Here is a 23,405-nt window from a genome sequence, read left to right as displayed (position 1 = left end):
TGGAAGAAGCAAGAGGTAAGATGGAAGAAGCGAGATGAAAGTAAGAAGGACAAATTAAGAAGATAATAAAAGTAAAAAATGCGAATCATTCAAATTATAGATTCTCTTGAGGCAGGTGGAGCAGAGCGAATGGCTGTAAGCTATGCTAACGCTTTGACAACTAAAATTTCTTTTTCAGGCTTGGTAGCTACTCGAAAAGAAGGTAGGTTGAAAGGACAATTGAAGGAAGAAGTTTCTTATTTGTTTTTAAATAAGAAACGCTCGTTGGATTTTAAGGCTGTATTTCGATTGCGAAGTTATGTAGTACAGCATAAAGTTACCGTCGTTCATGCGCACAGCACTTCTTTTTTTCTGGTTTTTCTTTTGAAATTAATATGCCCTTCCCTTCGCTTAATCTGGCATGATCATTATGGGGACAGTGAATTCTTATCCAAAAGACCCTTCCGTGTTTTGCAAATAACCCTTCCTTTTTTTAGTGGTATTATAGCCGTCAATCAAAAACTAAAACTATGGGCAGAACAACAATTAAAATTTAAAAAAGTGCTTTATCTTCCTAATTTCCCCTCTGAAGATACTATGGTTTTAGAGCAGACTTTCTTGCATGGAATCGAAGGGAAGCGCATCCTGTCTTTAGCTAATTTGAGAGTCCAAAAAGATCATTTTTTATTGTTGGAAGTTGCCAAAAAGCTACAAAAATCGCATCCTGATTGGACTTTTCATTTGGTTGGAAAAGATTTTCAGGATGGATATTCCCAACAAATTAAGGATTTGATTGCAACATATCATTTAGAAAAAAATGTGTTTCTTTACGGCAGTAAAGAAGATGTGAAAAATATATTGCATCAATCGACAATTGCCGTTTTAACCTCTCAGTCTGAAGGGTTGCCCGTGGCACTGTTAGAGTATGGCTGGAATAAAAAACCTGTTGTAGTGACGCATGTAGGTGAAATGGCTTCTTTGGTTCAAAACGGTAAAAATGGCCTTCTAGTTCCTTCTAAACAAGAACAAATGTTTTATGAAGCACTAGTTCAATTGATAGAAAATGATGCGCTACAGGTGGAGTTAGGGATTGCTCTTTATAACAAGATACAGGATGCTCATTCAGAAGAAGTCATTATTAAACAGTATTTAAATTGGTTGCAAAATAGTCACAAATGAAAAAAGAGGATCAATTTTATCTCTATTTAATTCTTCTCCATGTATTCATAGGTGCATTGGGATTTCTTTTGCCATTTACTACTAAAATTTATGGGTATTCTATTTTTATTTTTGGGTTGTATTACATCATTAAAAGTCAAAACCGCAATAATGAAGCACTTATTGTAGCCGCTTATGTGGTGGGTAGCGAAGTTTTTTTACGAATGACCGGAGGAAATCCTTTGTATGAAATTTCGAAGTATGGTGTAATGGTTTTCATTCTGTCAGGAATGTACTATAGCGGTTTTTCTAAAGGAGCTGCGCCGTATTGGATTTTCTTACTCTTATTGGTGCCCAGTGTTGTCCTTTCGACTTTTGCTTTGAATTTTGACACTAATATTCGGAAAGCGATTGCTTTCAATATTTCGGGTCCGGTTTGTTTGGGGCTGGCTTCTTTGTATACGTTTAGGCGTAAGATTTCATTAGCAGATATGAATCAAATCTTGTTTAGTCTGGGGTTGCCTATTCTAAGTTGTATGGTGTATTTAACTTTGTATACGCCAAATGTACGGGATGTTGTCACAAGTACACAATCTAATTTTGAGACTTCCGGTGGTTATGGCCCTAATCAAGTGGCAACCGTTTTAGGATTGGGCATGTTTATTTTTTTTTCCCGAATCATATTGGATTCTAAAACAAAATTTCAAATGGCGATTAATCTTATTATTGCTTTGAATATTACGTATCGCGGTATGCTTACTTTTTCCCGAGGCGGAATGATTACTGGATTTTTGATGATTGTCTTATTGTTGGTTTTTTTATATTTTAAATCGAATTTTAGCGGGAGGGTAAAATTGAATTATATTATAGTATTATTGGTATTGGCTATTTTTGCCACTTGGACGTATACTTCGTTCCAGACGGGAGGTCTTATCAATAAAAGGTATGCGAATCAAGATGCTGCTGGAAGACTCAAAGAGAGTCAATTTACGGGGAGAGAGGACGTGGCTCAAGATGAGATTAATACCTTCTTGAAGAATCCGATTTTTGGAGTAGGTGTTGGTAAAGGGGCTGAAATTAGAGAAGACGAAACTGGGATCAAAGTTTTATCCCATGATGAGATTACCAGAATGCTTGCCGAGCATGGGTCTCTCGGGATATTGGCTTTGCTGATTCTGTTTTTTACGCCTTTGATTTTGTATTTAGAAAACAAGTTCAATATGTTTTTATTGTGCTTTGTTGCTTTTTGGTTTTTAACCATTAATCATGCCGCTATGCGTATTGCGGCACCGGCCTTTGTGTACTCTTTGTCTTTATTGAATATTCAATTGGGTTTACCCCCAAAAAAGAATGAGGACTAATTGGTTATTATTATTATTATTATTGAAGTATATCCCTAATCTATTTTAGTTCATGAAAAAACACTACTGTCGCTTTATTTATGAGCCTTATTTGAAATAGTCTTGTATTAACTTGTTCTCTATTGAAATTTTGTTAAAAAAATTAACATTTCTTAAATTTACTTCGAAGCAAAAGTACTAAATTGCACTCCTAAACATAAATGCAACTCATGTTTTCAGTTGATAAAATACATTTTGAAATATCAGAACGAAAGATGATTCTTCGTGTTTTTGATGTGTTTTTTGTTTGTGGTTCTTTATTTTTTATAGGCAATATATTTGATTTTGACTATTTTATAATGTCTGCCAATAACTTGTATTGGATGCTAATTTTGGGTGCTTATATCAATATTTTCGGAACTATTTTCGAAATGTACAATCTTCAGGTTGCCAGCAATCAATTTCAGGTGCTAAAAAGTTCTATTCTCACCGTTTCAACGACCGTTTTAGTCTATTTGTTAACGCCGTTTTATTCTCCAGAACTTCCTTCAAAAAGAATTCAGATTGTATTGTTTTATTTGGTGGTGTTTCTGGCTTTGTTTTTATGGCGAATGTTTTATGTTGCGTTTCTAGCTTCTAATCGATTTTTGCAAAATGCCGTTTTAATCTGTGATAATGAGCAAGTAGTCGAGTTAATATCCGGATTAGAACATATTGATCCCCATTATAAAATAATTGCATTTGTCAATGCGGCCGCCACTGAAGATGAGATAGTCGAATATCCGTACATTAAAAATATAAAGAGAGCGGCGTTGTTTTCTTTTGTAAAACAAAACGGGATATCCGAAATCGTGATTGCTTCCCATAAAACAGAAGGAATTACAGCCGAGTTGTATCAGCAATTACTTCAATTACTAGAGTCAGGAGCGATAATCCGAGAATACACGCAGGTGTATGAAAGTAAAACGCAACGTATTCCGGTGCATTATATGTCCAGGGATTTTTATCGATTTTTCCCTTTTAGCAGAAGCAATCACAATAAGCTGTATTTGATTGGTGTCCGGATTTTTGAAATCAGTACTTCGGTGCTTGGATTGTCCATTGGTCTGGTGGTTTCCCCGTTAATACTAGTAGGAAATGCGATAGGAAACAGAGGAAAATTGTTTTATACCCAAGAACGTGTCGGTAAGGATGGTGTGGTATTTGAGATTTTAAAATTTAGAACCATGGTCAGTAATGCGGAGTCTAATGGGGCTGTTTTTACCACGACAAATGATTCCCGGGTGACTGTTTTTGGTAAATTCTTGAGAAAAACCAGAATTGATGAATTTCCACAATTTATAAATATCTTAAAAGGGGATATGGCCGTTATTGGCCCTCGTCCGGAACGCCCTTTTTTCGTAAAGGAAATTGCTGAAGTCATGCCATTTTATGAAACACGACATGTTATCAAACCGGGTCTTACGGGATGGGCACAAGTGAACTACGCTTATGGAGCCACTATTGATGACAGTTTGATAAAACTGCAATACGACTTGTATTACATCAAACACAGAAGTATTTTTCTGGATTTAAATATTGCTTTTAAAACAATTACCACCGTTTTGTTTTATAGAGGACAATAATAATATTATTATTATTATTAAAAATATTTTTAAATGATAATTGAAATGCGTTTTTTATTTTGAATTGCAAGTCTTACCAAAACAATTCCGGTAGTAAGTATTAATGGCAACACCAGTAAAAGATGAACTTTGTTGATTACTACAAAGAAATAGATTCCTAATGACAGCAAATTAAATAACGCCAGATTGTAAATTCCTTTTTTGTTTTTTGCCCAATACAAGTAAAGCAGTCCTGCTAAAGTTGGATTAAACAGCAAAATATTATAGTTGTATCCTAATTCGAGATGCGACGAATAAAATCCGATAAACGTAAAGAATAGGCCCATTACCGCTATCAGGATGAGGTAAAATAAATCGATACTTTTCTTATTTATCAGCGCAATAAACCCAAGAAGAAAAATATAAGTATAGATGTTATTCCACCAAGATCCAGGAATTTCATTCTCGAATTCTAGCAGTGTCTTGTTTTCCTGTGCCAACGGGTGGTTCTGAAAAGTAACTTTCTTCAGGCTTTTTTGCAGTTCAAAAGGTAAAAATAGTTGGGTCCCTAAACCATCTACTTTTTTACCAAAGATGATGCTCGTACCTAATTTCTCGTAAAAGTGATTGTCAAAATAAGGATAAAGGATTGTTCTGTACGTGATGTCAGTATCCGTGTTTTTTACAATTGCGGTAGAATCTATTGTTTTATTGATGATGTCAACCACCATCGATGTGCAGTTTTTATCAATAAACTTATAGGTATAATGACTTTCGCCTGAGGCCAATGAAGTGTTCATGTTGTCAAATAGTTTTTGTTTCAGGGGCGAGGGGATGTTTAATTCCTGCTCATAAACGGATCTTTTTTCATATTGGTATTGATTAATAAAGTCAGGATAGGAGTGCGCTACGGCAAAATATTGTAAGTCCCCTTTTATGAATTTCATGACAAAATTTGGGGTATTAAAATCAAAAGCACCATAATTGTAGACCACATCAATTGCGTTGACTGTATCACGTACCCGAATGGCAGTGTGACCAAAAAGAGAATAGGATTCGTTACCCGTTCCGCAAGTAAGTACGCTGACTTGTGTATCTTTTGATAATTCAATACTTTGGCTAAAGCTATGCAGGTATGAAAATAGTAATGCAAAAAGAACTATTTTTTTTAAAGAAGCTATATTCATTTGTTGTCCTATTGTTGTTAAATTAATTTCTAAACATTCCCAAATCTACTTTAACCGAAAAAATATTGGAATATAAAGCGGTACTTTGGTTGCCCAAATCAGTGAGTGCATAATCAATCTGGATGCCTTTGTATTTGAATCCCAAACCGATATTAGGCTGAAAGCCCACTTTTTCAGAGTTGTCCAGTTGTTGTACATTTTGAAAATTACCCACACCCGCCCGAACAAATACCAAATCGGTGTAACCAAATTCAAGACCCAAAGCCGGATCGATGCTGACAAAATCGGTCGAGATAAGATCATTCGTTTTGGCAAATCGCATGTTCATATTGGCGGCAGCCAAAATACTATAATCGTATCGTAGGAGGAACTTTTTAGCGATGCCTACTTGTACTTTTGGAGCCGTAATCTCAGTACTTTCCGGTAATTCCTGATTTTCTCCGGGAATGGAATTGGCAATTTTCTGATATTCGACTTCATCAATATTCCATACATTATAGGTGGTGGTTATATCCCGAAGCATTAATCCAAATTGCCAGTTGTTTTTTTCGAATTGTAATCCGACATCAAAACCAAATCCCCAAGAATTGGCAAATTTTCCAATAATTCGTCGGATAACTTTTGCGTTTACGCCATATTGAAATCCGGGGACAGGTAGTTTTCGAGCATAAGAAAAAGTGAAACCATAATCGGCCGTCGAGAAAAGACTGATTCTGTTGTAATCAATATTGCCTTGGCTGTCGATAAGTTCCGTAGTATTTAGAATATCATCGACACCAAAACGAATTAATGAAATTCCCCAGGCACTCCTATCGTCGATAGGGCTTGCGTAGGCCAAGTAATCGTACTGGGCAATATTAGCAAAATAATTAGCATGCATTATTGACACTTGATGGTCTTCCAGATGCATCAGTCCTGCAGGATTCCAATACCCGGAATTCACATCACTAGTGGAAGCCACAACAGTATTAGACATACCTAATGCAGCCGCATCCACGCCGATATTCATAAACTCATTCGAATATTTTCTGACGGCTTGACTGTAATTTAGTGTACTCACCAAAACCGCTGCTAATAGAAAGCTTTTTTTCAATGGGGTTATTTTTACAAACGACAAGTCTGTTTAATTTTTTATCAAAAATATAATTTTTTACTGAGCTTATTTCTTCCTTTCGGTAAATATATCTAAACAAGAAATCACTGTTGAAAAAACTCTATTAAAAAACGTACTTCTCCTTGACTTATTATGTTAAATTTGCCAACTGTGGCTCACTAAATTTTACACTATGACTATTAAAAAGCATATTCCCAATACTATTACGTTACTAAATCTTTTTTGCGGTTGTATCGCTCTGGTTTTTGCTTTTAACCAAGATTTTGAAATGGCATTTTATTTTGTTTGCTTGGGTATATTTTTGGATTTTTTTGATGGTTTTTTTGCCCGATTATTCAAGGTATCGAGTCCGCTTGGATTGCAGTTGGATTCTTTGGCAGACATGGTTACCAGCGGTGTAGTACCGGGTTTAGTGATGTCTCAAATGATGATCGACCATGCATCAACCGCAGCGGTTGGTCATTTGCAACTTTTTCCTTATTTAGGATTTTTGATTGCCTTAGGTTCTTGTTACCGATTGGCAAATTTTAATATTGATACCCGTCAAACGGATTCTTTTATTGGTTTACCAACGCCTGCCAACGCGCTGTTTATTTTAAGTCTGCCTTTGGTTTTAAAATACACCGATTCTTTGTTTGTTATCGAAATATTGACCAATCAATGGGTTTTATTGGCAATAACGGTATTGAGCGCTTACATCTTGAACGCTGAAATTCCTTTGTTCTCCTTAAAAATCAAGAAGTTCAATTTCAATGATAATGCGCTTCAAATGGTGTTTTTGATTTGTTCCCTTTTGTTATTAATTTTCCTCCAATACTTAGGAATTCCTTTGGTCATCCTTTTCTATGTATTGCTGTCTGTAATAAATAATAAAATGTTGAAAAAGTAGTTTTTTTGGATGAGAAGAAAAACGGTCAGAAGAAAAACTACGTTAGTTCGTAAACCTAAAAAGAAAGCAACTGTTTTCTCCGGAAAGGTTTTGCGTTATTTTATTGTTACTTTTTTAGTGGTGCTGATGACTGCTGTTGGGTATCATTATAGAGATGGCTTAGCGTATTATTTTAGTTTTAAATCGGATAAAATTCTAAGAGAAGAAACCGAAGCCAAGCGCATTTCTGAGGTTCGAAATTATCAGGTTTTAGAAAAACACGAAGGAAAAAGTATTGGCCTTGACGTTTCTGAATACCAAGGAAAAATTGGATGGACTTATGTAGATACTTTAGAAAATAAATATCCACTGCATTTTGTGTTTATTCGCGCTACAGTTGGAAAAGACAGGAAAGACCGTCAGTTTAATAGGAATTGGCTTGGCGCCAAAGAAAATAAAATGATTCGCGGGGCCTATCACTACTATCGCCCGAATGAAAATTCATTGGAACAAGCCGAACTTTTTATAAAAACAGTAACGCTTCAAAAAGGAGATTTACCACCCGTTTTAGACATTGAAAAACTTCCTAAAAATCAGTCGATTGAAAATCTTAAATTAGGTTTGAAAAGGTGGTTGAATGCTGTAGAATCTCATTATGGCGTTAAACCTATCATTTATACCGGCGAACGCTACTATGATGATTTTTTGAAAGAAGAATTCAGCGATTATCTTTTTTGGATTGCTAATTATAACTTTTACAGGGAAGAAATAGCCGAAGATTGGTTGTTTTGGCAATTCACTGAAAAGGCATCAATTCCCGGAATAAAAGGTACTGTAGACGTCAATATTTACAATGGAGATTTGCAGCAGTTGCGTTATATTACTGTGGAGTAGTTCTTTTTAATTGCCTTTCAATAATGTGTCTATTTCGATCTTTAATTTTGGTAAATGATTGGTGAGTATGGCCCAAATAGTTTCATCAGATATGTTATCGTAAGCATGAATAACTTGGTTTCTCAATCCAACGATCGCGGTTGCATCAGTAATTTTGGAAGTAAAATAACTGTCAGTTTTTAATATTCTATTTATGGCTTCTCCTATGATTTCAAGATTCCGTTCTACGGCTCTTTTTCTCATTAAATTCTTTCTGTATTCAAAAAAATCCATCTTTTCATCAATAAAATAACTGTTTATTTCATCAATTGAAATTTTGACATCGTAAAGCCATTTTAGGATTTTTTTATCCATAAATCAATTCTTTATTTTCTTCAATGGAACTTATTAAGTAAGGGTTTTTTAAAGTTTGTTCTTCCACTAAATCAATTTCTCTATGCAATAAATTTTTGAGTTTGTTTTTAAGGTCGATGTAATTTATGAAGTATAGTTTGAGGTCAAAAGATTTAAATTTCACTAAAAAATCAATGTCACTTTCTTCATTAAATTTAGATGTAGTTGCAGAACCAAAAAGATATAATTTCTCAACATTATGTGTTTCACATAAATTTTTAATTATTTCTTTATTTTGGTTTATTAGATTCATATATCAAAGATAGGTTTTTTTACGTTGAACAATTCTGAAAATGATATTTCCCAATAGTTGCCATCTGCTGTCTTTTAACTGAACACTAAAACGGAACACTTTTCTAAAACTCCAATTTTTTCTTTCTCAATTCGAAATTTTGTCCAAGATATACGCGACGTACCATTTCATCTTCTACTAATTCTTCCGGCATTCCTGCTTTTAGGATTCCACCTTCAAACATAAGATAGGTTTTATCAGTAATAGCCAAGGTTTCCTGTACATTGTGATCGGTAATAAGAATACCGATGTTTTTATTTTTTAACTGCGCCACAATTCTCTGAATGTCTTCAACGGCAACTGGATCCACACCTGCAAATGGTTCATCCAATAAAATGAATTTTGGATCGGTGGCAAGACAACGTGCAATTTCGGTACGACGACGTTCCCCGCCGGAAAGTAAATCCCCACGATTGGTACGAATGTGTTCTAAGCTGAATTCTTCTATTAAACTTTCCATTTTAGCCTCTTGTTCCGCTTTGGACAGTTTTGTCAATTGCAGTACGCTCAATATGTTGTCTTCAATACTTAGTTTTCTAAAAACAGAAGCTTCCTGTGCTAAATAACCAATTCCCTGCTGTGCTCTTTTGTACATAGGATAATCGGTAATATTCAAATCATCAAGGAATATGTTGCCTGAATTTGGTTTCACCAATCCCACAATCATATAAAAAGAAGTTGTTTTTCCAGCGCCGTTAGGTCCCAGAAGCCCTACGATTTCGCCTTGATTCACTTCTACCGAAATGCCTTTTACAACACTGCGCCCTTTATAGGTTTTGATTAGATTTTCGGCTCTTAATTTCATTTTTTTAGTTTAATCGTTGGATTGTTTAACTGTTTAATCGTTCAAATAAACGAATAAACAATTAAACGATTTTGCTTCTTAACAATTATTTCACAACGGTTTCTTCCAATGCCTCCCAGAATTCATAAGCTCTTCTTAAATGAGGAACAACAATCGTTCCGCCTACAAGGGTTGCAATTCCCATAGCTTCCATCATTTCCTCTTTGGTTACACCTTCTTTAAAGCTGGTTTCCAAATGGTATTTCACACAATCATCACAACGTAAAACTGCCGATGCTACCAGTCCCAGAAGCTCTTTGGTTTTCACGTCTAATGCTCCTGCTGCATAGGCATTGGTGTCTAGATTAAAAATTCGTTTTACAATTTTATTATTGTCTGCCAATAATTTTTCGTTCATTTTAGAACGGTATTCATTGAATTCTTGGATTACATCAGCCATTTAATTTTTTTTTATTTTTTACTACTATTTTTGAAATTAAGATACTTGCTTCATAGATTAACAACATCGGAATCGTTACAATGATTTGACTCACCACATCTGGAGGTGTAACAATTGCTGCTACAATAAGAATGATGATTACGGCATATTTCCAATATTTTCTTAAGAAAACCGGTGTTACCAATCCTAACTTGGTCAGGAAATAAATGATAATCGGTAGTTCAAAAAACAATCCACAAGCGATAACACTTGTTTTTACCAAGCCAATATAGGAGTCGATACTGAACTGGTTTATCACTACCGTACTGATCGTGAATGTCGCAAAAAAGTTGACAGACATGGGTACAATTACGTAATAACCGAAAAGTACGCCCAAAAAGAAAAGTAATGAGGATGAAAAGATAAAAAGTTTGGCATGTTTTTTCTCTGTGTCATATAATGCAGGGCTAATGAATTTCCAAACTTCCCAAAGGATGAATGGAAAACCAAGAATAAATCCCGCTGTTACACACGTCCAAATCAAAACATTGATTTGTCCCTCCATGTTGGTGTTTTGGATTATAAAAGGCATTTCGGTTACGCAAATACTCTCGGCAAAGCCTAATTGATTGGACAGGTCGCAAAAAAAGCGGTAGGTTACAAAATTAGGTCTTGTGGGGCCAAAAATGATGACGTCAAAAATATAATCACTGATAAAAAAAGTGACCGTAGCCAAAATTAATATTGCAATTGTGCTTCGAACCAATAGCCATCTTAATTCTTCAAGATGATCTAAAAACGACATTTCGTTTAAGTTTTTTTTCGCCATTATAGTATTCCTTCTTTTAAAATATCATGTAAATGTAATACTCCTTTGTATTCTCCATTGTCGACAACCACTAATTGTGTGATGGAGAAGTCTTCCAAGATGTTCAATGCATCTACAACCATGGCGGTAGATGGGATTAATTTTGGGTTTTTTGTCATTATATCTTTGGCAGTTAAATCAGCGAAAGAATCGCTATCGTTTAGCATTCTTCTAATATCACCGTCGGTAATGATACCGATTACTTTATCTTGATCAACAACCGCAGTTACGCCAAGACGCTTTTCTGAGATTTCAAAAATCACCTTTTTTATAGATGCATCTGGAGCTACCATAGGTTTCAAGGTGTGTTCTAACATGTCTTTTACACGCAACAATAATTTCTTGCCTAATGCCCCTCCCGGATGGTAAACAGCAAAGTCTTCCGGTTTGAAGTCGCGCATTTCCATAAGACAAATGGCAAGCGCATCTCCCATGACTAATTGTGCCGTTGTACTGTTAGTGGGGGCAAGGTTATTAGGACAGGCTTCGGCATCTACAGTGGTGTTCAAAACAAAATCAGAACCTTTAGCGAGAAAAGAAGCCGTATTTCCAGTTATTGCGATCAATGTATTTCCAAAACGTTTTAAGAGTGGCACTAGAACCTTTATCTCAGGACTGTTGCCACTTTTTGAAATACAAATGATACAATCTTCATTTTGGATCATTCCCAAATCACCGTGAATAGCCTCTGAAGCGTGAAGAAATAGTGATGGTGTTCCGGTAGAATTAAAGGTGGCTACCATTTTTTGGGCAATAATAGCACTTTTTCCTATCCCCGTAACCACTAGCCTTCCTTTGGACGTATAGATGTTTTGTGTTGCCTCAATGAAGTTTTCATCAAGGAAATCAGTTAGTTTGGCAATAGATTTGCTTTCCGATAAAATAGTTTTTTTGGCACTGGCCAATATATTTTCTTTGGATATCAAAACAGAATAATTAAAATTTGTATGTGTAAAAGAAATTTGTACCTTTATGTGTTGCAAATTTATACAAAATACCACATAATAAAGAATGAATTCAAACGAAATTGACATACATAAAGAATTAAAGAAATATTTTGGCTTCAGCCAATTTAAGGGGTTGCAGGAACAAGTCATAAAAAGTATCCTAAATCAACAGAATACATTTGTGATAATGCCTACAGGAGCGGGAAAATCACTTTGTTATCAATTACCCGCTTTGATTCAAGAGGGAACTGCTATCGTAGTTTCGCCCCTTATAGCTTTAATGAAAAATCAAGTGGATGCCATCAGAAGTTTGTCTTCTGAAAATGGCGTTGCCCATGTTTTAAATTCCTCTCTTACTAAAACCGAAATTGCCCAGGTAAAAAAAGATATTACTTCAGGATTGACCAAGTTGCTGTATGTTGCACCTGAGTCTTTGACAAAGGAAGAGTATGTAAATTTTCTTAAAAATGTTACCATATCTTTTGTAGCGATAGATGAAGCGCATTGTATTTCGGAGTGGGGACATGATTTTAGACCGGAATATAGGAATTTGAAACACATCATCAAGCAATTGGGTGATGTACCTATTATTGGGCTTACCGCAACCGCTACACCAAAAGTTCAGGAAGATATTCTGAAAAACTTAGATATGTCTGATGCCACAACTTTTAAAGCGTCATTTAACAGACCTAATCTGTATTACGAAGTACGTACCAAAACTAAAAATATAGAATCGGATATTATTCGTTTCATCAAACAACATAAAGGTAAATCCGGAATTATTTATTGCTTAAGCCGTAAAAAAGTAGAGGCTATTGCCGAAGTTTTACAGGTAAACGGAATAAGTGCTGTGCCGTATCATGCAGGATTAGATGCTAAAACCCGAGCTAAACATCAAGATATGTTCCTTATGGAAGATGTAGATGTGGTAGTGGCAACCATTGCTTTTGGGATGGGAATCGACAAGCCGGATGTGCGTTTTGTGATTCATCACGATATTCCAAAATCACTCGAAAGTTACTATCAGGAAACCGGACGCGGTGGTCGTGATGGCGGAGAGGGCCATTGTTTAGCCTACTACTCTTATAAAGATGTAGAGAAATTAGAAAAATTCATGTCGGGGAAACCCGTGGCAGAACAGGAAATAGGATTTGCTTTGTTACAGGAAGTTGTGGCTTACGCCGAAACCTCTATGTCCAGAAGGAGATTCCTACTTCATTATTTCGGAGAAGAATTTGATGATGTTAATGGCGATGGTGCAGATATGGATGACAACGTTCGAAATCCAAAAACAAAAGTTGAAGCCATAGATGAAGTCGTGAAACTACTGGAAGTAGTTCGAGATACAAAGCATTTATATAAATCGAAAGAAGTTGTTTTTACCTTAATAGGCCGTGTCAATGCAGTCATAAAAGCACATAGAACAGATACGCAGTCCTTTTTTGGATGTGGTTCAGATCATGATGAAAAATACTGGATGGCCTTATTGCGACAAGTTCTTGTTGCAGGGTTTTTATCGAAAGATATTGAAACCTATGGTATCGTAAAAATCACCCAGAAGGGACTGGATTTTATTAAAAACCGAGAATCCTTTATGATGTCTGAAGATCATGAATACAACGAATCTGTGGATGAGGCGATTGTAACGGCTTCAAAATCTACCGGAACTGCCGATGAATTATTGATGGGTATGTTGCGTGATTTGCGTAAAAAAGTCGCTAAGAAATTAGGCGTTCCTCCGTTTGTGGTTTTTCAAGATCCATCACTCGAAGATATGGCTTTGAAATACCCTGTTTCTCAAGAAGAATTAATTAATATTCATGGTGTTGGGGAAGGAAAAGCTAAAAAATACGGAAAGGAATTTTTAGAATTAATCAGCCGATATGTACAAGAGAATGAGATCGTCCGTCCAGAGGATTTAGTGGTGAAATCAACAGGAGTGAACTCTGTAAATAAACTGTATATTATCCAAAATATTGACAGGAAATTATCCCTCACTGATATTGCTTCTGCCAAAGGCATCAATATGGATGCTTTGATTAAAGAAATGGAGCAAATTGTGTATTCTGGAACTAAACTGAATATAAAATATTGGATTGATGATATGCTTGACGATGATCAGCAGGAAGAAATTCAGGATTATTTTATGGAATCTGAATCCGATAATATAGAAAACGCACTCAAAGAATTTGATGGCGATTATGATATTGATGAATTGCGCTTGATGCGAATTAAATTCATCAGCGAGGTTGCTAATTAGTCTTAAAGTTGGAAAGTCAAAAGTCTTAAAGTTCTAATGTTTGTGTTCGAGCTTTCGACTTTAAGACTTTTAACTTTCGACATAAAGCTCTCCACGATGCGGTTTCAAAGCATCTCGAACCTGAATCATGTTCTCGTCCGTTACTACCATGAAAGCAATGGCTTGCATTTCGCCTTGAATCTCGAATCCCGTGATATTCAACGGTAGTTTTTCAATAGCAATGTATTCTTTTAAATGAATTTCATGGTGTTCGGCAGTTTTTGCAGCAGCCGGACCACGGAAATCCCAAATCAGTTTTATTTTTCTGGACATCTATTTTCAGTTACAAAGGTTCATAGTTTTAAAGCGCCAAAGTTACAAAGTCTAATTCGAAAATTGGTCAATTTTAAAATTTGAAAACGGATTCTGTTTTCTACAAGAAGAAGTCACTTCAAAATACTATTTTTGTACTTTGTTTTTCGAATAATCGATTAACCAAATCAACGAATAAACAACATATAATGCCTCAAGAACTTTTATTACAAGTCTCTCCGGAAATTGCAGCAAATGATTTGCTACTGAAAAATCATTTATCGAAACAAATTACCGTTTCTGTCAATGAAATTCAGCATGTTTCTATTTTAAAAAGATCCGTTGATGCCCGTCAAAAAACCATAAAAATAAATCTTAAGGTTGCAATCTATTTTAAAGGAGAACCTTTTCAAGAGCAAAAAATACAACTTCCGGATTATGGTAATGTAGCTGCAGCTCAAGAAGTAATTGTAGTAGGTGCTGGACCTGCCGGACTTTTTGCAGCCTTGCAATTGATAGAATTGGGTTTGAAGCCCGTAGTTATCGAGCGTGGAAAAGACGTAAGAGGCAGAAGAAGAGATTTGAAAGCGATCAATGTGGATCATCTTGTGAATGAAGATTCCAATTATTGTTTTGGCGAAGGCGGAGCAGGAACCTATTCAGACGGGAAGTTGTACACGCGTTCTAAAAAAAGAGGTGATGTTACCCGTGTTTTGGAATTGTTTGTCGCTTTTGGTGCTTCAGAAGATATTCTGATTGAAGCGCACCCACATATTGGGACCAATAAATTGCCTCAAATCATTCAGGATATTCGGGAGAAAATCATCGAATGTGGCGGAGAAGTTTTGTTCGAAACCCGATTGACCGATATTTTAATAAAAAATAATGAAGTCCAAGGCATCGTTACTCAAAAAGGAGATACGATTCTTGCCAATAAACTTATTTTGGCCACAGGACATTCTGCCCGTGATGTTTTCGAATTATTGGATAGAAAAAAGATTTTTATAGAAGCCAAGCCTTTTGCCTTGGGCGTACGGGCAGAGCATCCTCAATCTTTGATTGACAGTATTCAATACAGTTGTGATTATCGTGGTGACTTTTTACCTCCGGCTCCATATTCTATTGTGAAACAAGTAGGAGGCAGGGGAATGTATTCCTTCTGTATGTGTCCTGGTGGTGTGATTGCGCCTTGTGCGACAAGTCCCGGCGAAGTGGTTACCAATGGTTGGTCGCCATCCAAAAGGGATCAGGCTACCGCCAATTCCGGAATTGTAATTGAATTGCAGCTGGAAGATTTTAAACCTTTTGCTAAATTTGGTGCTTTGGCTGGAATGGAATTCCAAAAAAGTATTGAGCAACGCGCTTGGCACTTGGCCGGTGAAAGCCAAAAAGTTCCTGCACAACGCATGATTGATTTTACGCAAAACAGAGTTTCGTCTGACATTCCTAAAACGTCTTATGTTCCCGGAACAACTTCTGTAGAAATGGGACAGGTTTTTCCCGGATTTTTAACGCAAATATTGCGAGAAGGATTCACTGAATTTGGAAAATCCATGCGCGGTTATTTGACAAACGAAGCGATACTTCATGCACCAGAATCCAGAACGTCTTCGCCAGTGCGTATTCCCAGAGATCCTTTGACTTACGAGCACGTTCAGATAAAAGGTTTGTATCCTTGTGGAGAAGGCGCAGGATATGCCGGCGGAATTATTTCTGCAGCAATCGATGGTGAGAAATGTGCGTTAATGATAAAAGAGAGTATAGGGAAATAATTTTTTAAGCGATACAAGCTATTATTATTTAAAGAAGCAGCCTGATAAGGGCTGCATCTTTAGTGTTTTTAAAATAGGATTGGATTATTTTTTCTTGGCAGGTTTTATTTCTGTCACAACAATCTTGAATGTGGTAGTTCCTGTGTTTTTTGCCATGTGCGTTACTGGAGGGAAATACAGTACGTCACCAGCTTTGATATTAGATTCGGTTGCTGGCTTGCCTTTTTCTGTGATTTGAATTTTACCACCGGTCAAAGCATACACGGTGTGATGCGGATGGCTATGCCATGGCATTGTTGCGCCTGGGGCAAATTCTGCAGACATGACCCTCACTTTATCATTCTCAAGGAGAATTTTTTTATACACCTTCGGACCTGCTTTCATAGGATCTTGTGCATACACGCTTGAGCTCAATAGTAGGGATAATCCAATGAGCAGCGAGATCGAAATCATTTTAATAGCTTTCATTTTATTTCATTTTTATTGATTAGACTTAAAGTGGACAATGTTATGTTGTCCATTAGAAAATATATATTTCAGTTTCTTTCTTTTACTAACACACCATTTTTAATTAGAAATAAAGGAATTTGGTGATACTTTAATTAATTTTCTATACAGTTCAATTAAAATAGTAATGTCAATTTTTCAGGATGGTGCAAACTCTTGCCTAGCAATTCATTTGAACTTTCGAAACGCAATAAATGGTTTTCGGGGTACTACTAATTTACAAAAAAAATGGGTTAAATGTTAAATAGCACATCTTTATTTTTATTTAAGTAATTGATATTTAGTTATTTATGGTTATAAATATTTTTTTACATGAAAAAATACGTCTTTAAATTTTTAAAAACGGATTTTGTATAATTAAAGCTATGTATTATTTTTTACTTTATTCCTGATGCAGTAGGAATTGCGTCGGTTTTAATTACCAAAACAACAACAAAATTTGTGATATAGACTTAATGGTCGTAGCTGATTACTCTGGATATCTTCCATTGATTGTCTTTTTTCTTCCAAATCATAAGAAATTTAAACGTTCCAATTTCTTCTTTTCCGTTTTCCATATGTCGGAATTCGTGTACGCCAATTTCAATTGCTCCGTAGTCTTTAATAGGATGGACTTCCAGCGTTCCTTTGACTAGTTTTCGGGTTAGTTTATTTTCATTGTTAAACATATTCGAAAAATTAGTAAAAACGGTTTCATACGAAAGCAATCCGCCATTGTCTTGAAACCATTCTAAATCCTCAGTAAACAAAGATTTGAATTTTTCGAATTCTTTCTTGTTGAACGCTTCAAACATCATCTCGTCCATTTGCTCTATTTCCCTGTATAATTCTGTTGATGTTGGTGCTACTTTTTTTTCTTGTGCAGTCGCAGTGTTGAAAAAAACGAATGCAAGAATTAGATTTAAATAATAGTAACGTTTGAATCGGTTCTGTTTCATCGGGATTTACTTCGAATTGATTTTTGTTACCTGTGAAATGGTTGTCTTTATTTTTTAACAGCTACAGCAATTTTGGAATCAGCGGTTCCATAATATAGAAACCATTGTTTTTTAAAATAAACCAATCCTTCTACAAAGCAAACTTCGTTTACTTCGCCTGTTTTTTCATAAGGCTTGTCCGGATGAATGAAATGATCCTCCATTCGGTCTATTAATTTATAGGGCTTTTCTTTGTCAAAAAGTGCTTGGCTTGCTGCATACGTGAATTTAGGTAAATTAGAATCATTGTAATTAGCCGCATTACTTCCGTTATAAATCAGTACAATACCTTGTTTTTGTACTAAAGCAAAAGGACCAGGTTCTACTAAACGACTGTCAAAATAACCCATTCGAGGATGTAAAACGGTAACCATTTTTTTGGTTTCTTCATTTTCGGCCACTTTCCAATGGATGAGATCTTCAGAGGTTGCCAGGTACAAATCAGTATCCCCAAAATACATCCAATATTTGCCTTTGATTTTTGTAGCTATGATTTTATCGCCCTCTAATTTACAAACTATAGCTCCAGATTTTGACCACAAATCTTTGTGTTTTTCCTCATTTAAAACCAAACCGTGTTTTGTCCATGTTTTTAAATCTTTTGAGCTGGCTAAACAAAGTCGGGCTGTTTTACCATCGTATGAAGTATAGGTCATGATGTAAGTTCCATTCTCACTTTCTATGATTCTTGGATCCTCAACGCCACCTTTCCATTCATACTGTTTCATCGTGTCGTTGTCCGGATAGAATATCGGAGCCGCTTGTTTTTTAAAGTGCAGTCCATCTTCGCTGATAGCCAGTCCTAATCTTGACGTCATGTCTTTATCTTGTGCTCTATAGATAAGATATACTTTTCCGTCTTTGACAATAGCCGATGGATTAAGAACATTTCGTTCTTCCCAGTGTACTAGCTTGTTGCTTATTGGAGATTGAAAAACTTGATTTAATTGAGGTTCTAAAATAGGGTTAAGGCTGTCTACTTTTACAAAGTTGAGCATCGCCCAATCCTTGTTTTTTGTTTCGGATTTATATGAGGAATTACTGCCGCAACCGACTAGAATAAACAAGAATAATAGCGTAATGGTTTGTTTCATAATGTTCAAAATAGTTTTGGAGGAACGCACGATTCCTACAGTTATTAAGTAAGGTTTTTAGTTTTTAGGGATCTCAAATATTTATAAAAGAGTCTGGTAAGGTAAAGTTGCATTTATTTTATCGAATAACAATTCTATTTTTGAAGTTAATAGTGCTTTAGTTACTTGAAGTTCTTTCGTTTCGCTTGGAATTGTCTCATTTGACTTAATGCCTTTTTTCAAATGACTGATGATAACTTCGTAATCATGCCATTCTCCAAGTAAATCCGATAAAATATTTTTGCCTCCCAACGATTGGTTTTGTGATTTGCAACGTAGGATTTTTTCGTTGTATTGGTACGTTTTTAATCGTTTGCGAAAAGTATGTATTTGCGTCTTTTTAAACTTGGTTTTGCACATTAATTTTTTAATTTCCCGTCTTTTTTTATCCATATACCGGTTAACCTTTTTTTTACCAACTTTAGTAAGTAAAGGAATTATTTTACTGTGCTTTTTTTTAAATTTGACAACGAAGCTCTTAGTCGAAATTGCGAAGAAACGTTTCAGTTCTTTGGTTTCGAGTTTTTTTAAATGATCGCTGTACGCTTGCAGCAAATGAAAATTAGGCTGTTCAGCAAGTAAGGATTGTTCTATTTGAAGGTCTCTTATTCTTCCCGTCTGTTTAAAAATAAGTTTAAAAGAGGAGTAGTTTTTTTTATGGTCAAATTTTTTAGAGCAATAGTTTAACAAATCAAATAAAGCGTTTATTTTCTTGATTTCTACTCGAAGGCTATGGAAGGTCTCCGGAGTATAGGATTTTGGAGATTTTTCTAAAATAAGGTTTGTGGCACTTTTTCGTTTTTTAAAATATGTTTTAAGTGCTTTCATCTTTTATAAATATTATTTTAGAACATCCAATGAAGTTTCCTTTTTTGTTCGCTGGCCAAGAAAGTTATAGGGAGTTGCAAATACCCAATTGAGGATGATGATCCAAAAAAGTCACCAGAAAAAATACATCCCACCGAAATGATGCCCGTTAAAGGCAGGATCATTTTAAGTTATTGGAAATCAGTATAAATATATGAATTTATACACGGTAATTCAAGTTGTTCCATTAGATTTTTTATATATATAATTAAAAAATGCCTCATTGTAGTGAGACATTTTTTGTGTTTTTCCTATTCAGGTGTTGATTGTCAATTGGCAATACCTCATTAGTGCATTTGCTTTATATAATTACTTATTTTTTTTTAGGATTCATTTCCATATAATCTATAGTCAGGTCAGACATTGCTTTCATTCCTAACACAAAACTACTTTCATCAATATAAAAATCAGGAGTATGATGTGGAGCAGTTTCTGATATTGGCTTGCCTTTAGGAGCGCCTCCCAAAAAGAAATAAAGACCCGGTATTTTTTCCTGATAAAATGAAAAATCTTCGGCACCTGTAACAGCAGGAGTCAGTAAAACATTCTCTTTTCCTGCAAGAGCTTCTAATGTTGGGATCATTTTTTCGGTCAATGAGGGGTCGTTGTAGGTAATAGCAGTTTTGTTGGTTATAGTCACATCGGCAGTGGCTCCGGCACTTTCGGCTATTGCTGTTGCAATCTGTTTTATTCTGGAATGAACCATCTGCTGTACTTTGATGTCCAGAGAACGAATGGTTCCATTCATTATAAGTTCCTCCGGAATGACATTGCTGCGTACCCCTGCATTTATTTGTCCAACACTTACAACTGCAGCAGATTCTGTTATATTTACATTTCGGCTAACAATAGTTTGCAATCCCATTATAATCTGAGAGGCCGTAACAATTGGGTCAATACCAAGCCATGGATAAGCACCATGCGTTTGTTTGCCCATTATTTTTATTTTAAACCAATCTGATGCTGCCATTGTGCCTTTTGGACGGTACTTTATTTTACCTACTTCTGTCTGCGCATTAATATGCAATCCAAAAATAACATCTACTTTGGGGTTATTAAGAACGCCTTCTTTTATCATCAATTCTGCTCCTCCTTCTTCGCCTTCAGGCGGTCCTTCTTCGGCAGGCTGAAAAATGAATTTAACAGTTCCTTTTAAGTCATTTTTCACAGCTGCTAGAATTTCGGCAGTTCCCATTAAAATTGCAATGTGCGTATCGTGCCCACAAGCGTGCATGATAGGAACTAAGTTACCATTGTATTCGCCTTCTGCTTTAGAAGCAAAAGGAATGTTTGCTCGTTCTTTTACAGGTAGTGCATCAATATCTGCTCTTAGGGCAACAACCGGACCTGGTTTTCCTCCTTTTAGAATACCAACAACTCCAGTTTTTCCTACTCCGGTTTGTACTTCAATTCCAAGAGAACGCAGGTGTGCTGCTATTTTTTCGGCGGTTTTAAATTCTCGATTTCCTAATTCCGGGTTTTGGTGAAAGTCTCTTCGCCAAGTAATAACTTTGGATTCTAAAGAAGCGGCCTTTTGAGCAATTTTAGCTTTTAGTGCTGTATTTTGTGCAGATGCAAAAATGGAGAAAGTGAATAATCCTGTAAAAAGAATAATTTTTTTCATTAGTTGTGGTGTAAATTCGGGTTCTATAACAGCAAGTGTTTCAATTAAAATTCTTCCTGTTTTGGTAATACATAAGGTTAATCAAAACAAATATAGCAAAATTATGTTGCCTTACCGCAATTTTAAATAGTACGGTAAAGTATCTTTTTTTAAGTAAAATATAAAAAAAAACGCCTTGTTTATAATAACAAGGCGGTAGCTAAATAATTTATTTTTGCTTCTTTAATCGGCTTTTAAAAAGCTTTTCAAATTTTTCCATTTTAGGTTGAATTACCATTTGGCAATACGGTTGACTTTTATTGTTGGTATAATAATTCTGATGGTAGTCTTCGGCTTTGTAAAATTTAGTCAACGGTTCTAATGTTGTAACTATCGTACCGTCATAAATTCCAGCTTTTTTCATTGCAGCGATGATCGTTTGTGCTGCTTTTTTTTGTGCTTCATTTTTATAAAAAATAGCAGAACGATATTGTGTTCCTACATCGGCGCCTTGACGGTTTAATGTGGTTGGGTCATGTACGGTAAAGAAAACTTTGAAAATCTCATCCAGATTCGTTGCGTTTTTATCATAGGTGAGCTGAACCACTTCGGCATAACCGGATCTTCCGGTAGAAACATCCTCATAAGTAGGATTAGCGATTTTTCCGCCAGCGTATCCTGATACTGCCGATTTTACTCCAATAAGATTTTCATATACAGCCTCCACGCACCAGTAACACCCACCGGCCAATGTGATGGTTTCAAAATTGGATTGTTTTTTAGTTTTATCAGTTGTGCTGTTTTGTCCAAACATACCAATTGAAGCCAATAGAACTATTAAAAATATATTTTTCATCGTAGATAGTATTTATTTTTATTTTGAATCAGGAATAAAGTCAAGTGCGATAGAATTCATGCAGTATCTTTTTCCGGTTGGCGCAGGTCCATCATCAAAAAGATGTCCTAAATGACCGTTACATCTTCCACAAAGAACTTCAATTCGCTCCATCCCAAGAGAATTGTCGGTTTTGTAAATAACACTGTTTTTGTTGTCTTGTTCAAAAAAGCTTGGCCAGCCACAGTTGCTTGAAAATTTGGCGCCAGAGCGAAATAGTTTGTTGCCGCAAGCAGCACAATAATAGGTTCCTTTTTCATCTGTGTCCCAATATTTTCCTGTAAAAGGTCTTTCGGTATCCGCATTACGGGTTACTTCATAGACATCTTCTGGTAAAACTTTTTTCCATTCGGCATCACTAACCTTAAGTTTTGTTGTATCAGTATTAGAATAATACGGGTTTTCGGGTTTGTTAATAGAATTTTCCATTGTAATCGATTTTTTTGTAGTGTTTTTTTTGTTTGTGGTTTGTCCACAGGCAGTGAACATGAATAAAGGAAGCAAAAATAAGATGCTTAAAATACGGGTTGTTGTTCTCATAATTTTCTTTTTATAATACAAATGTAAAGCGCTTTTGAATCAAAAAATGTCGCCTATTTTGCAATTAGTAGTTATTTAAGTAAGTTTTAACTATCGTTATTTACGGATAAAAGACAGTTCTGGATTTAAAATTAACAAAACCTTATTATTATAAAACCATTCGCATGTGGATAAGGTGTTTTTTGAACCCTGATTTCTCATACGCCTTAATTGCCGAAGCATTGTCATTGTATACATCCAGCCTGATTTCGAATACGTCCTGAAGATTACACCAGTTTTTGAGCCCTTCAATAATTTTGGCATTTATTCCTTTTCCTCTGTGATTCGCATCGGTATACATAAATCCTAAATAAGCATAGTTCAGATGATTTAAATAAGGCTTTGCAGTTTCTATTCGGGCATATCCAGAGCCGACAAGCTCTGAGCCAATTTCGGCTACTAGTACTTCAATATCAGGAGCTGAAATCATTTTTTCGATATCATAATAATTTATTTTTTCTGCTTTTAAAGTAGGGTCAAATGGACGTTCGGCGGTAATAATTCCCTGTTCGAATTCGAGGAGTTTTTTTAAATCGTTATGGTGTGCTTTTCGGATGGTAATCATGTTCATGATACTACTTATAATTTGTTATAAAAATACAAAAGAATCGGTGAAAATAGAGTGTTAATTTTATTTGGACGGCCTAAAAATAA

At 35.5% G+C, this 23,405-nt stretch carries 24 protein-coding genes; 7 read left to right on the top strand and 17 right to left on the bottom strand.

The window, feature by feature from the left end; translation table 11 throughout:
* The first annotated feature begins 78 nt into the window (after window positions 1-78).
* The 3 genes from ACNQGD_RS09380 to ACNQGD_RS09370 all read left to right on the top strand — a co-directional run bounded on the left by ACNQGD_RS09380 (window position 79) and on the right by ACNQGD_RS09370 (window position 4,102).
* Window positions 79-1,158: a glycosyltransferase family 4 protein gene (locus tag ACNQGD_RS09380; RefSeq protein WP_417999107.1), complete on the top strand. Its 1,080-nt coding sequence runs from the start codon at window positions 79-81 to the stop codon at window positions 1,156-1,158.
* A complete protein-coding gene (locus tag ACNQGD_RS09375) occupies window positions 1,155-2,498 on the top strand; it encodes an O-antigen ligase family protein (protein ID WP_417999106.1) in 1,344 nt (447 codons plus the stop codon). The genes ACNQGD_RS09380 and ACNQGD_RS09375 overlap by 4 nt, the downstream gene beginning before the upstream one ends.
* Window positions 2,499-2,707: 209 nt before the next feature.
* Complete coding sequence (locus ACNQGD_RS09370; RefSeq protein WP_417999192.1) at window positions 2,708-4,102, top strand: exopolysaccharide biosynthesis polyprenyl glycosylphosphotransferase; 1,395 nt, start codon at window positions 2,708-2,710, stop codon at window positions 4,100-4,102.
* Between the two features lie 29 nt (window positions 4,103-4,131).
* Here the strand turns inward: ACNQGD_RS09370 and ACNQGD_RS09365 are convergent, their stop codons facing one another.
* Window positions 4,132-5,268 (bottom strand): lipoprotein N-acyltransferase Lnb domain-containing protein, encoded by a 1,137-nt coding sequence (locus ACNQGD_RS09365; protein ID WP_417999105.1) that lies wholly within the window; start codon window positions 5,266-5,268, stop codon window positions 4,132-4,134.
* A 22-nt stretch (window positions 5,269-5,290) separates the two neighbouring features.
* Window positions 5,291-6,361 carry a putative type IX sorting system protein PorV2 gene (locus ACNQGD_RS09360; protein ID WP_470303490.1) on the bottom strand — a complete coding sequence of 357 codons (1,071 nt, stop codon included), beginning with the start codon at window positions 6,359-6,361 and terminating at the stop codon, window positions 5,291-5,293.
* Between the two features lie 193 nt (window positions 6,362-6,554).
* On the opposite strand from ACNQGD_RS09360, the gene ACNQGD_RS09355 reads away from it, so the two are divergent.
* Both ACNQGD_RS09355 and ACNQGD_RS09350 read left to right on the top strand, forming a co-directional pair.
* Window positions 6,555-7,271, top strand: a complete 717-nt coding sequence (locus ACNQGD_RS09355; protein ID WP_417999104.1) for a CDP-alcohol phosphatidyltransferase family protein — start codon at window positions 6,555-6,557, stop codon at window positions 7,269-7,271.
* 9 nt (window positions 7,272-7,280) lie between these two features.
* Window positions 7,281-8,144, top strand: coding sequence for a glycoside hydrolase family 25 protein (locus ACNQGD_RS09350; protein WP_417999103.1), 864 nt, complete (start codon window positions 7,281-7,283; stop codon window positions 8,142-8,144).
* A gap of 6 nt (window positions 8,145-8,150) precedes the next feature.
* Here the strand turns inward: ACNQGD_RS09350 and ACNQGD_RS09345 are convergent, their stop codons facing one another.
* From ACNQGD_RS09345 to ACNQGD_RS09320, 6 genes are all read right to left on the bottom strand, one after another.
* The gene (locus ACNQGD_RS09345; RefSeq protein ID WP_417999102.1) at window positions 8,151-8,498 is read right to left on the bottom strand and encodes a HepT-like ribonuclease domain-containing protein; all 348 of its coding nucleotides are present in this window, start codon (window positions 8,496-8,498) and stop codon (window positions 8,151-8,153) included.
* Window positions 8,491-8,790 carry a nucleotidyltransferase family protein gene (locus ACNQGD_RS09340; protein WP_417999101.1) on the bottom strand — a complete coding sequence of 100 codons (300 nt, stop codon included), beginning with the start codon at window positions 8,788-8,790 and terminating at the stop codon, window positions 8,491-8,493. The genes ACNQGD_RS09345 and ACNQGD_RS09340 overlap by 8 nt, the downstream gene beginning before the upstream one ends.
* Before the next feature lie 103 nt (window positions 8,791-8,893).
* Window positions 8,894-9,634 (bottom strand): LPS export ABC transporter ATP-binding protein, encoded by a 741-nt coding sequence (gene lptB / locus ACNQGD_RS09335; protein WP_099713342.1) that lies wholly within the window; start codon window positions 9,632-9,634, stop codon window positions 8,894-8,896.
* 85 nt (window positions 9,635-9,719) lie between these two features.
* Window positions 9,720-10,073 carry a carboxymuconolactone decarboxylase family protein gene (locus ACNQGD_RS09330; RefSeq protein WP_417993239.1) on the bottom strand — a complete coding sequence of 118 codons (354 nt, stop codon included), beginning with the start codon at window positions 10,071-10,073 and terminating at the stop codon, window positions 9,720-9,722.
* Window positions 10,066-10,881: a twin-arginine translocase subunit TatC gene (gene tatC, locus ACNQGD_RS09325; RefSeq protein ID WP_417993238.1), complete on the bottom strand. Its 816-nt coding sequence runs from the start codon at window positions 10,879-10,881 to the stop codon at window positions 10,066-10,068. The genes ACNQGD_RS09330 and tatC overlap by 8 nt, the downstream gene beginning before the upstream one ends.
* Entirely contained in the window at window positions 10,881-11,846 is a 966-nt protein-coding gene (locus tag ACNQGD_RS09320; RefSeq protein ID WP_417996922.1) for a KpsF/GutQ family sugar-phosphate isomerase, read from the bottom strand. The genes tatC and ACNQGD_RS09320 overlap by 1 nt, the downstream gene beginning before the upstream one ends.
* An 85-nt stretch (window positions 11,847-11,931) precedes the next feature.
* Here ACNQGD_RS09320 and recQ point away from each other — a divergent pair, with 85 nt between their 5' ends.
* Window positions 11,932-14,127, top strand: coding sequence for a DNA helicase RecQ (gene recQ / locus ACNQGD_RS09315; protein WP_417996921.1), 2,196 nt, complete (start codon window positions 11,932-11,934; stop codon window positions 14,125-14,127).
* Between the two features lie 69 nt (window positions 14,128-14,196).
* Here recQ and ACNQGD_RS09310 read toward each other — a convergent pair whose 3' ends face one another.
* Complete coding sequence (locus ACNQGD_RS09310; protein WP_417999100.1) at window positions 14,197-14,439, bottom strand: hypothetical protein; 243 nt, start codon at window positions 14,437-14,439, stop codon at window positions 14,197-14,199.
* Between the two features lie 188 nt (window positions 14,440-14,627).
* On the opposite strand from ACNQGD_RS09310, the gene ACNQGD_RS09305 reads away from it, so the two are divergent.
* Complete coding sequence (locus ACNQGD_RS09305) at window positions 14,628-16,190, top strand: NAD(P)/FAD-dependent oxidoreductase (protein WP_417999099.1); 1,563 nt, start codon at window positions 14,628-14,630, stop codon at window positions 16,188-16,190.
* An 84-nt stretch (window positions 16,191-16,274) separates the two neighbouring features.
* Here the strand turns inward: ACNQGD_RS09305 and ACNQGD_RS09300 are convergent, their stop codons facing one another.
* From ACNQGD_RS09300 to ACNQGD_RS09265, 8 genes are all read right to left on the bottom strand, one after another.
* Window positions 16,275-16,514, bottom strand: a complete 240-nt coding sequence (locus tag ACNQGD_RS09300) for a cupin domain-containing protein (RefSeq protein ID WP_417999098.1) — start codon at window positions 16,512-16,514, stop codon at window positions 16,275-16,277.
* 635 nt (window positions 16,515-17,149) lie between these two features.
* Window positions 17,150-17,635: a nuclear transport factor 2 family protein gene (locus ACNQGD_RS09295; protein WP_417999097.1), complete on the bottom strand. Its 486-nt coding sequence runs from the start codon at window positions 17,633-17,635 to the stop codon at window positions 17,150-17,152.
* A 47-nt stretch (window positions 17,636-17,682) separates the two neighbouring features.
* The gene (locus ACNQGD_RS09290; RefSeq protein WP_417999096.1) at window positions 17,683-18,768 is read right to left on the bottom strand and encodes a glycoside hydrolase family 130 protein; all 1,086 of its coding nucleotides are present in this window, start codon (window positions 18,766-18,768) and stop codon (window positions 17,683-17,685) included.
* Between the two features lie 81 nt (window positions 18,769-18,849).
* Window positions 18,850-19,635, bottom strand: coding sequence for a CHAD domain-containing protein (locus ACNQGD_RS09285; RefSeq protein WP_417999095.1), 786 nt, complete (start codon window positions 19,633-19,635; stop codon window positions 18,850-18,852).
* Between the two features lie 352 nt (window positions 19,636-19,987).
* A complete protein-coding gene (locus ACNQGD_RS09280) occupies window positions 19,988-21,298 on the bottom strand; it encodes an amidohydrolase (protein WP_417999094.1) in 1,311 nt (436 codons plus the stop codon).
* A 208-nt stretch (window positions 21,299-21,506) separates the two neighbouring features.
* Window positions 21,507-22,133, bottom strand: coding sequence for a peptide-methionine (S)-S-oxide reductase MsrA (msrA, locus tag ACNQGD_RS09275; RefSeq protein ID WP_417999093.1), 627 nt, complete (start codon window positions 22,131-22,133; stop codon window positions 21,507-21,509).
* A gap of 18 nt (window positions 22,134-22,151) precedes the next feature.
* Window positions 22,152-22,712: a peptide-methionine (R)-S-oxide reductase MsrB gene (gene msrB, locus ACNQGD_RS09270; protein WP_417999092.1), complete on the bottom strand. Its 561-nt coding sequence runs from the start codon at window positions 22,710-22,712 to the stop codon at window positions 22,152-22,154.
* Window positions 22,713-22,860: 148 nt separating this feature from the next.
* Window positions 22,861-23,322 carry a GNAT family N-acetyltransferase gene (locus ACNQGD_RS09265; RefSeq protein WP_417999091.1) on the bottom strand — a complete coding sequence of 154 codons (462 nt, stop codon included), beginning with the start codon at window positions 23,320-23,322 and terminating at the stop codon, window positions 22,861-22,863.
* Between the last annotated feature and the right edge of the window lie 83 nt (window positions 23,323-23,405).

The organism is Flavobacterium glucosi (assembly GCF_048286535.1).
GTDB lineage: Bacteria > Bacteroidota > Bacteroidia > Flavobacteriales > Flavobacteriaceae > Flavobacterium.
The sequence above is the reverse complement of the archived record's forward strand: the minus strand, read 5'-3'. Positions and strand labels throughout refer to the sequence as shown.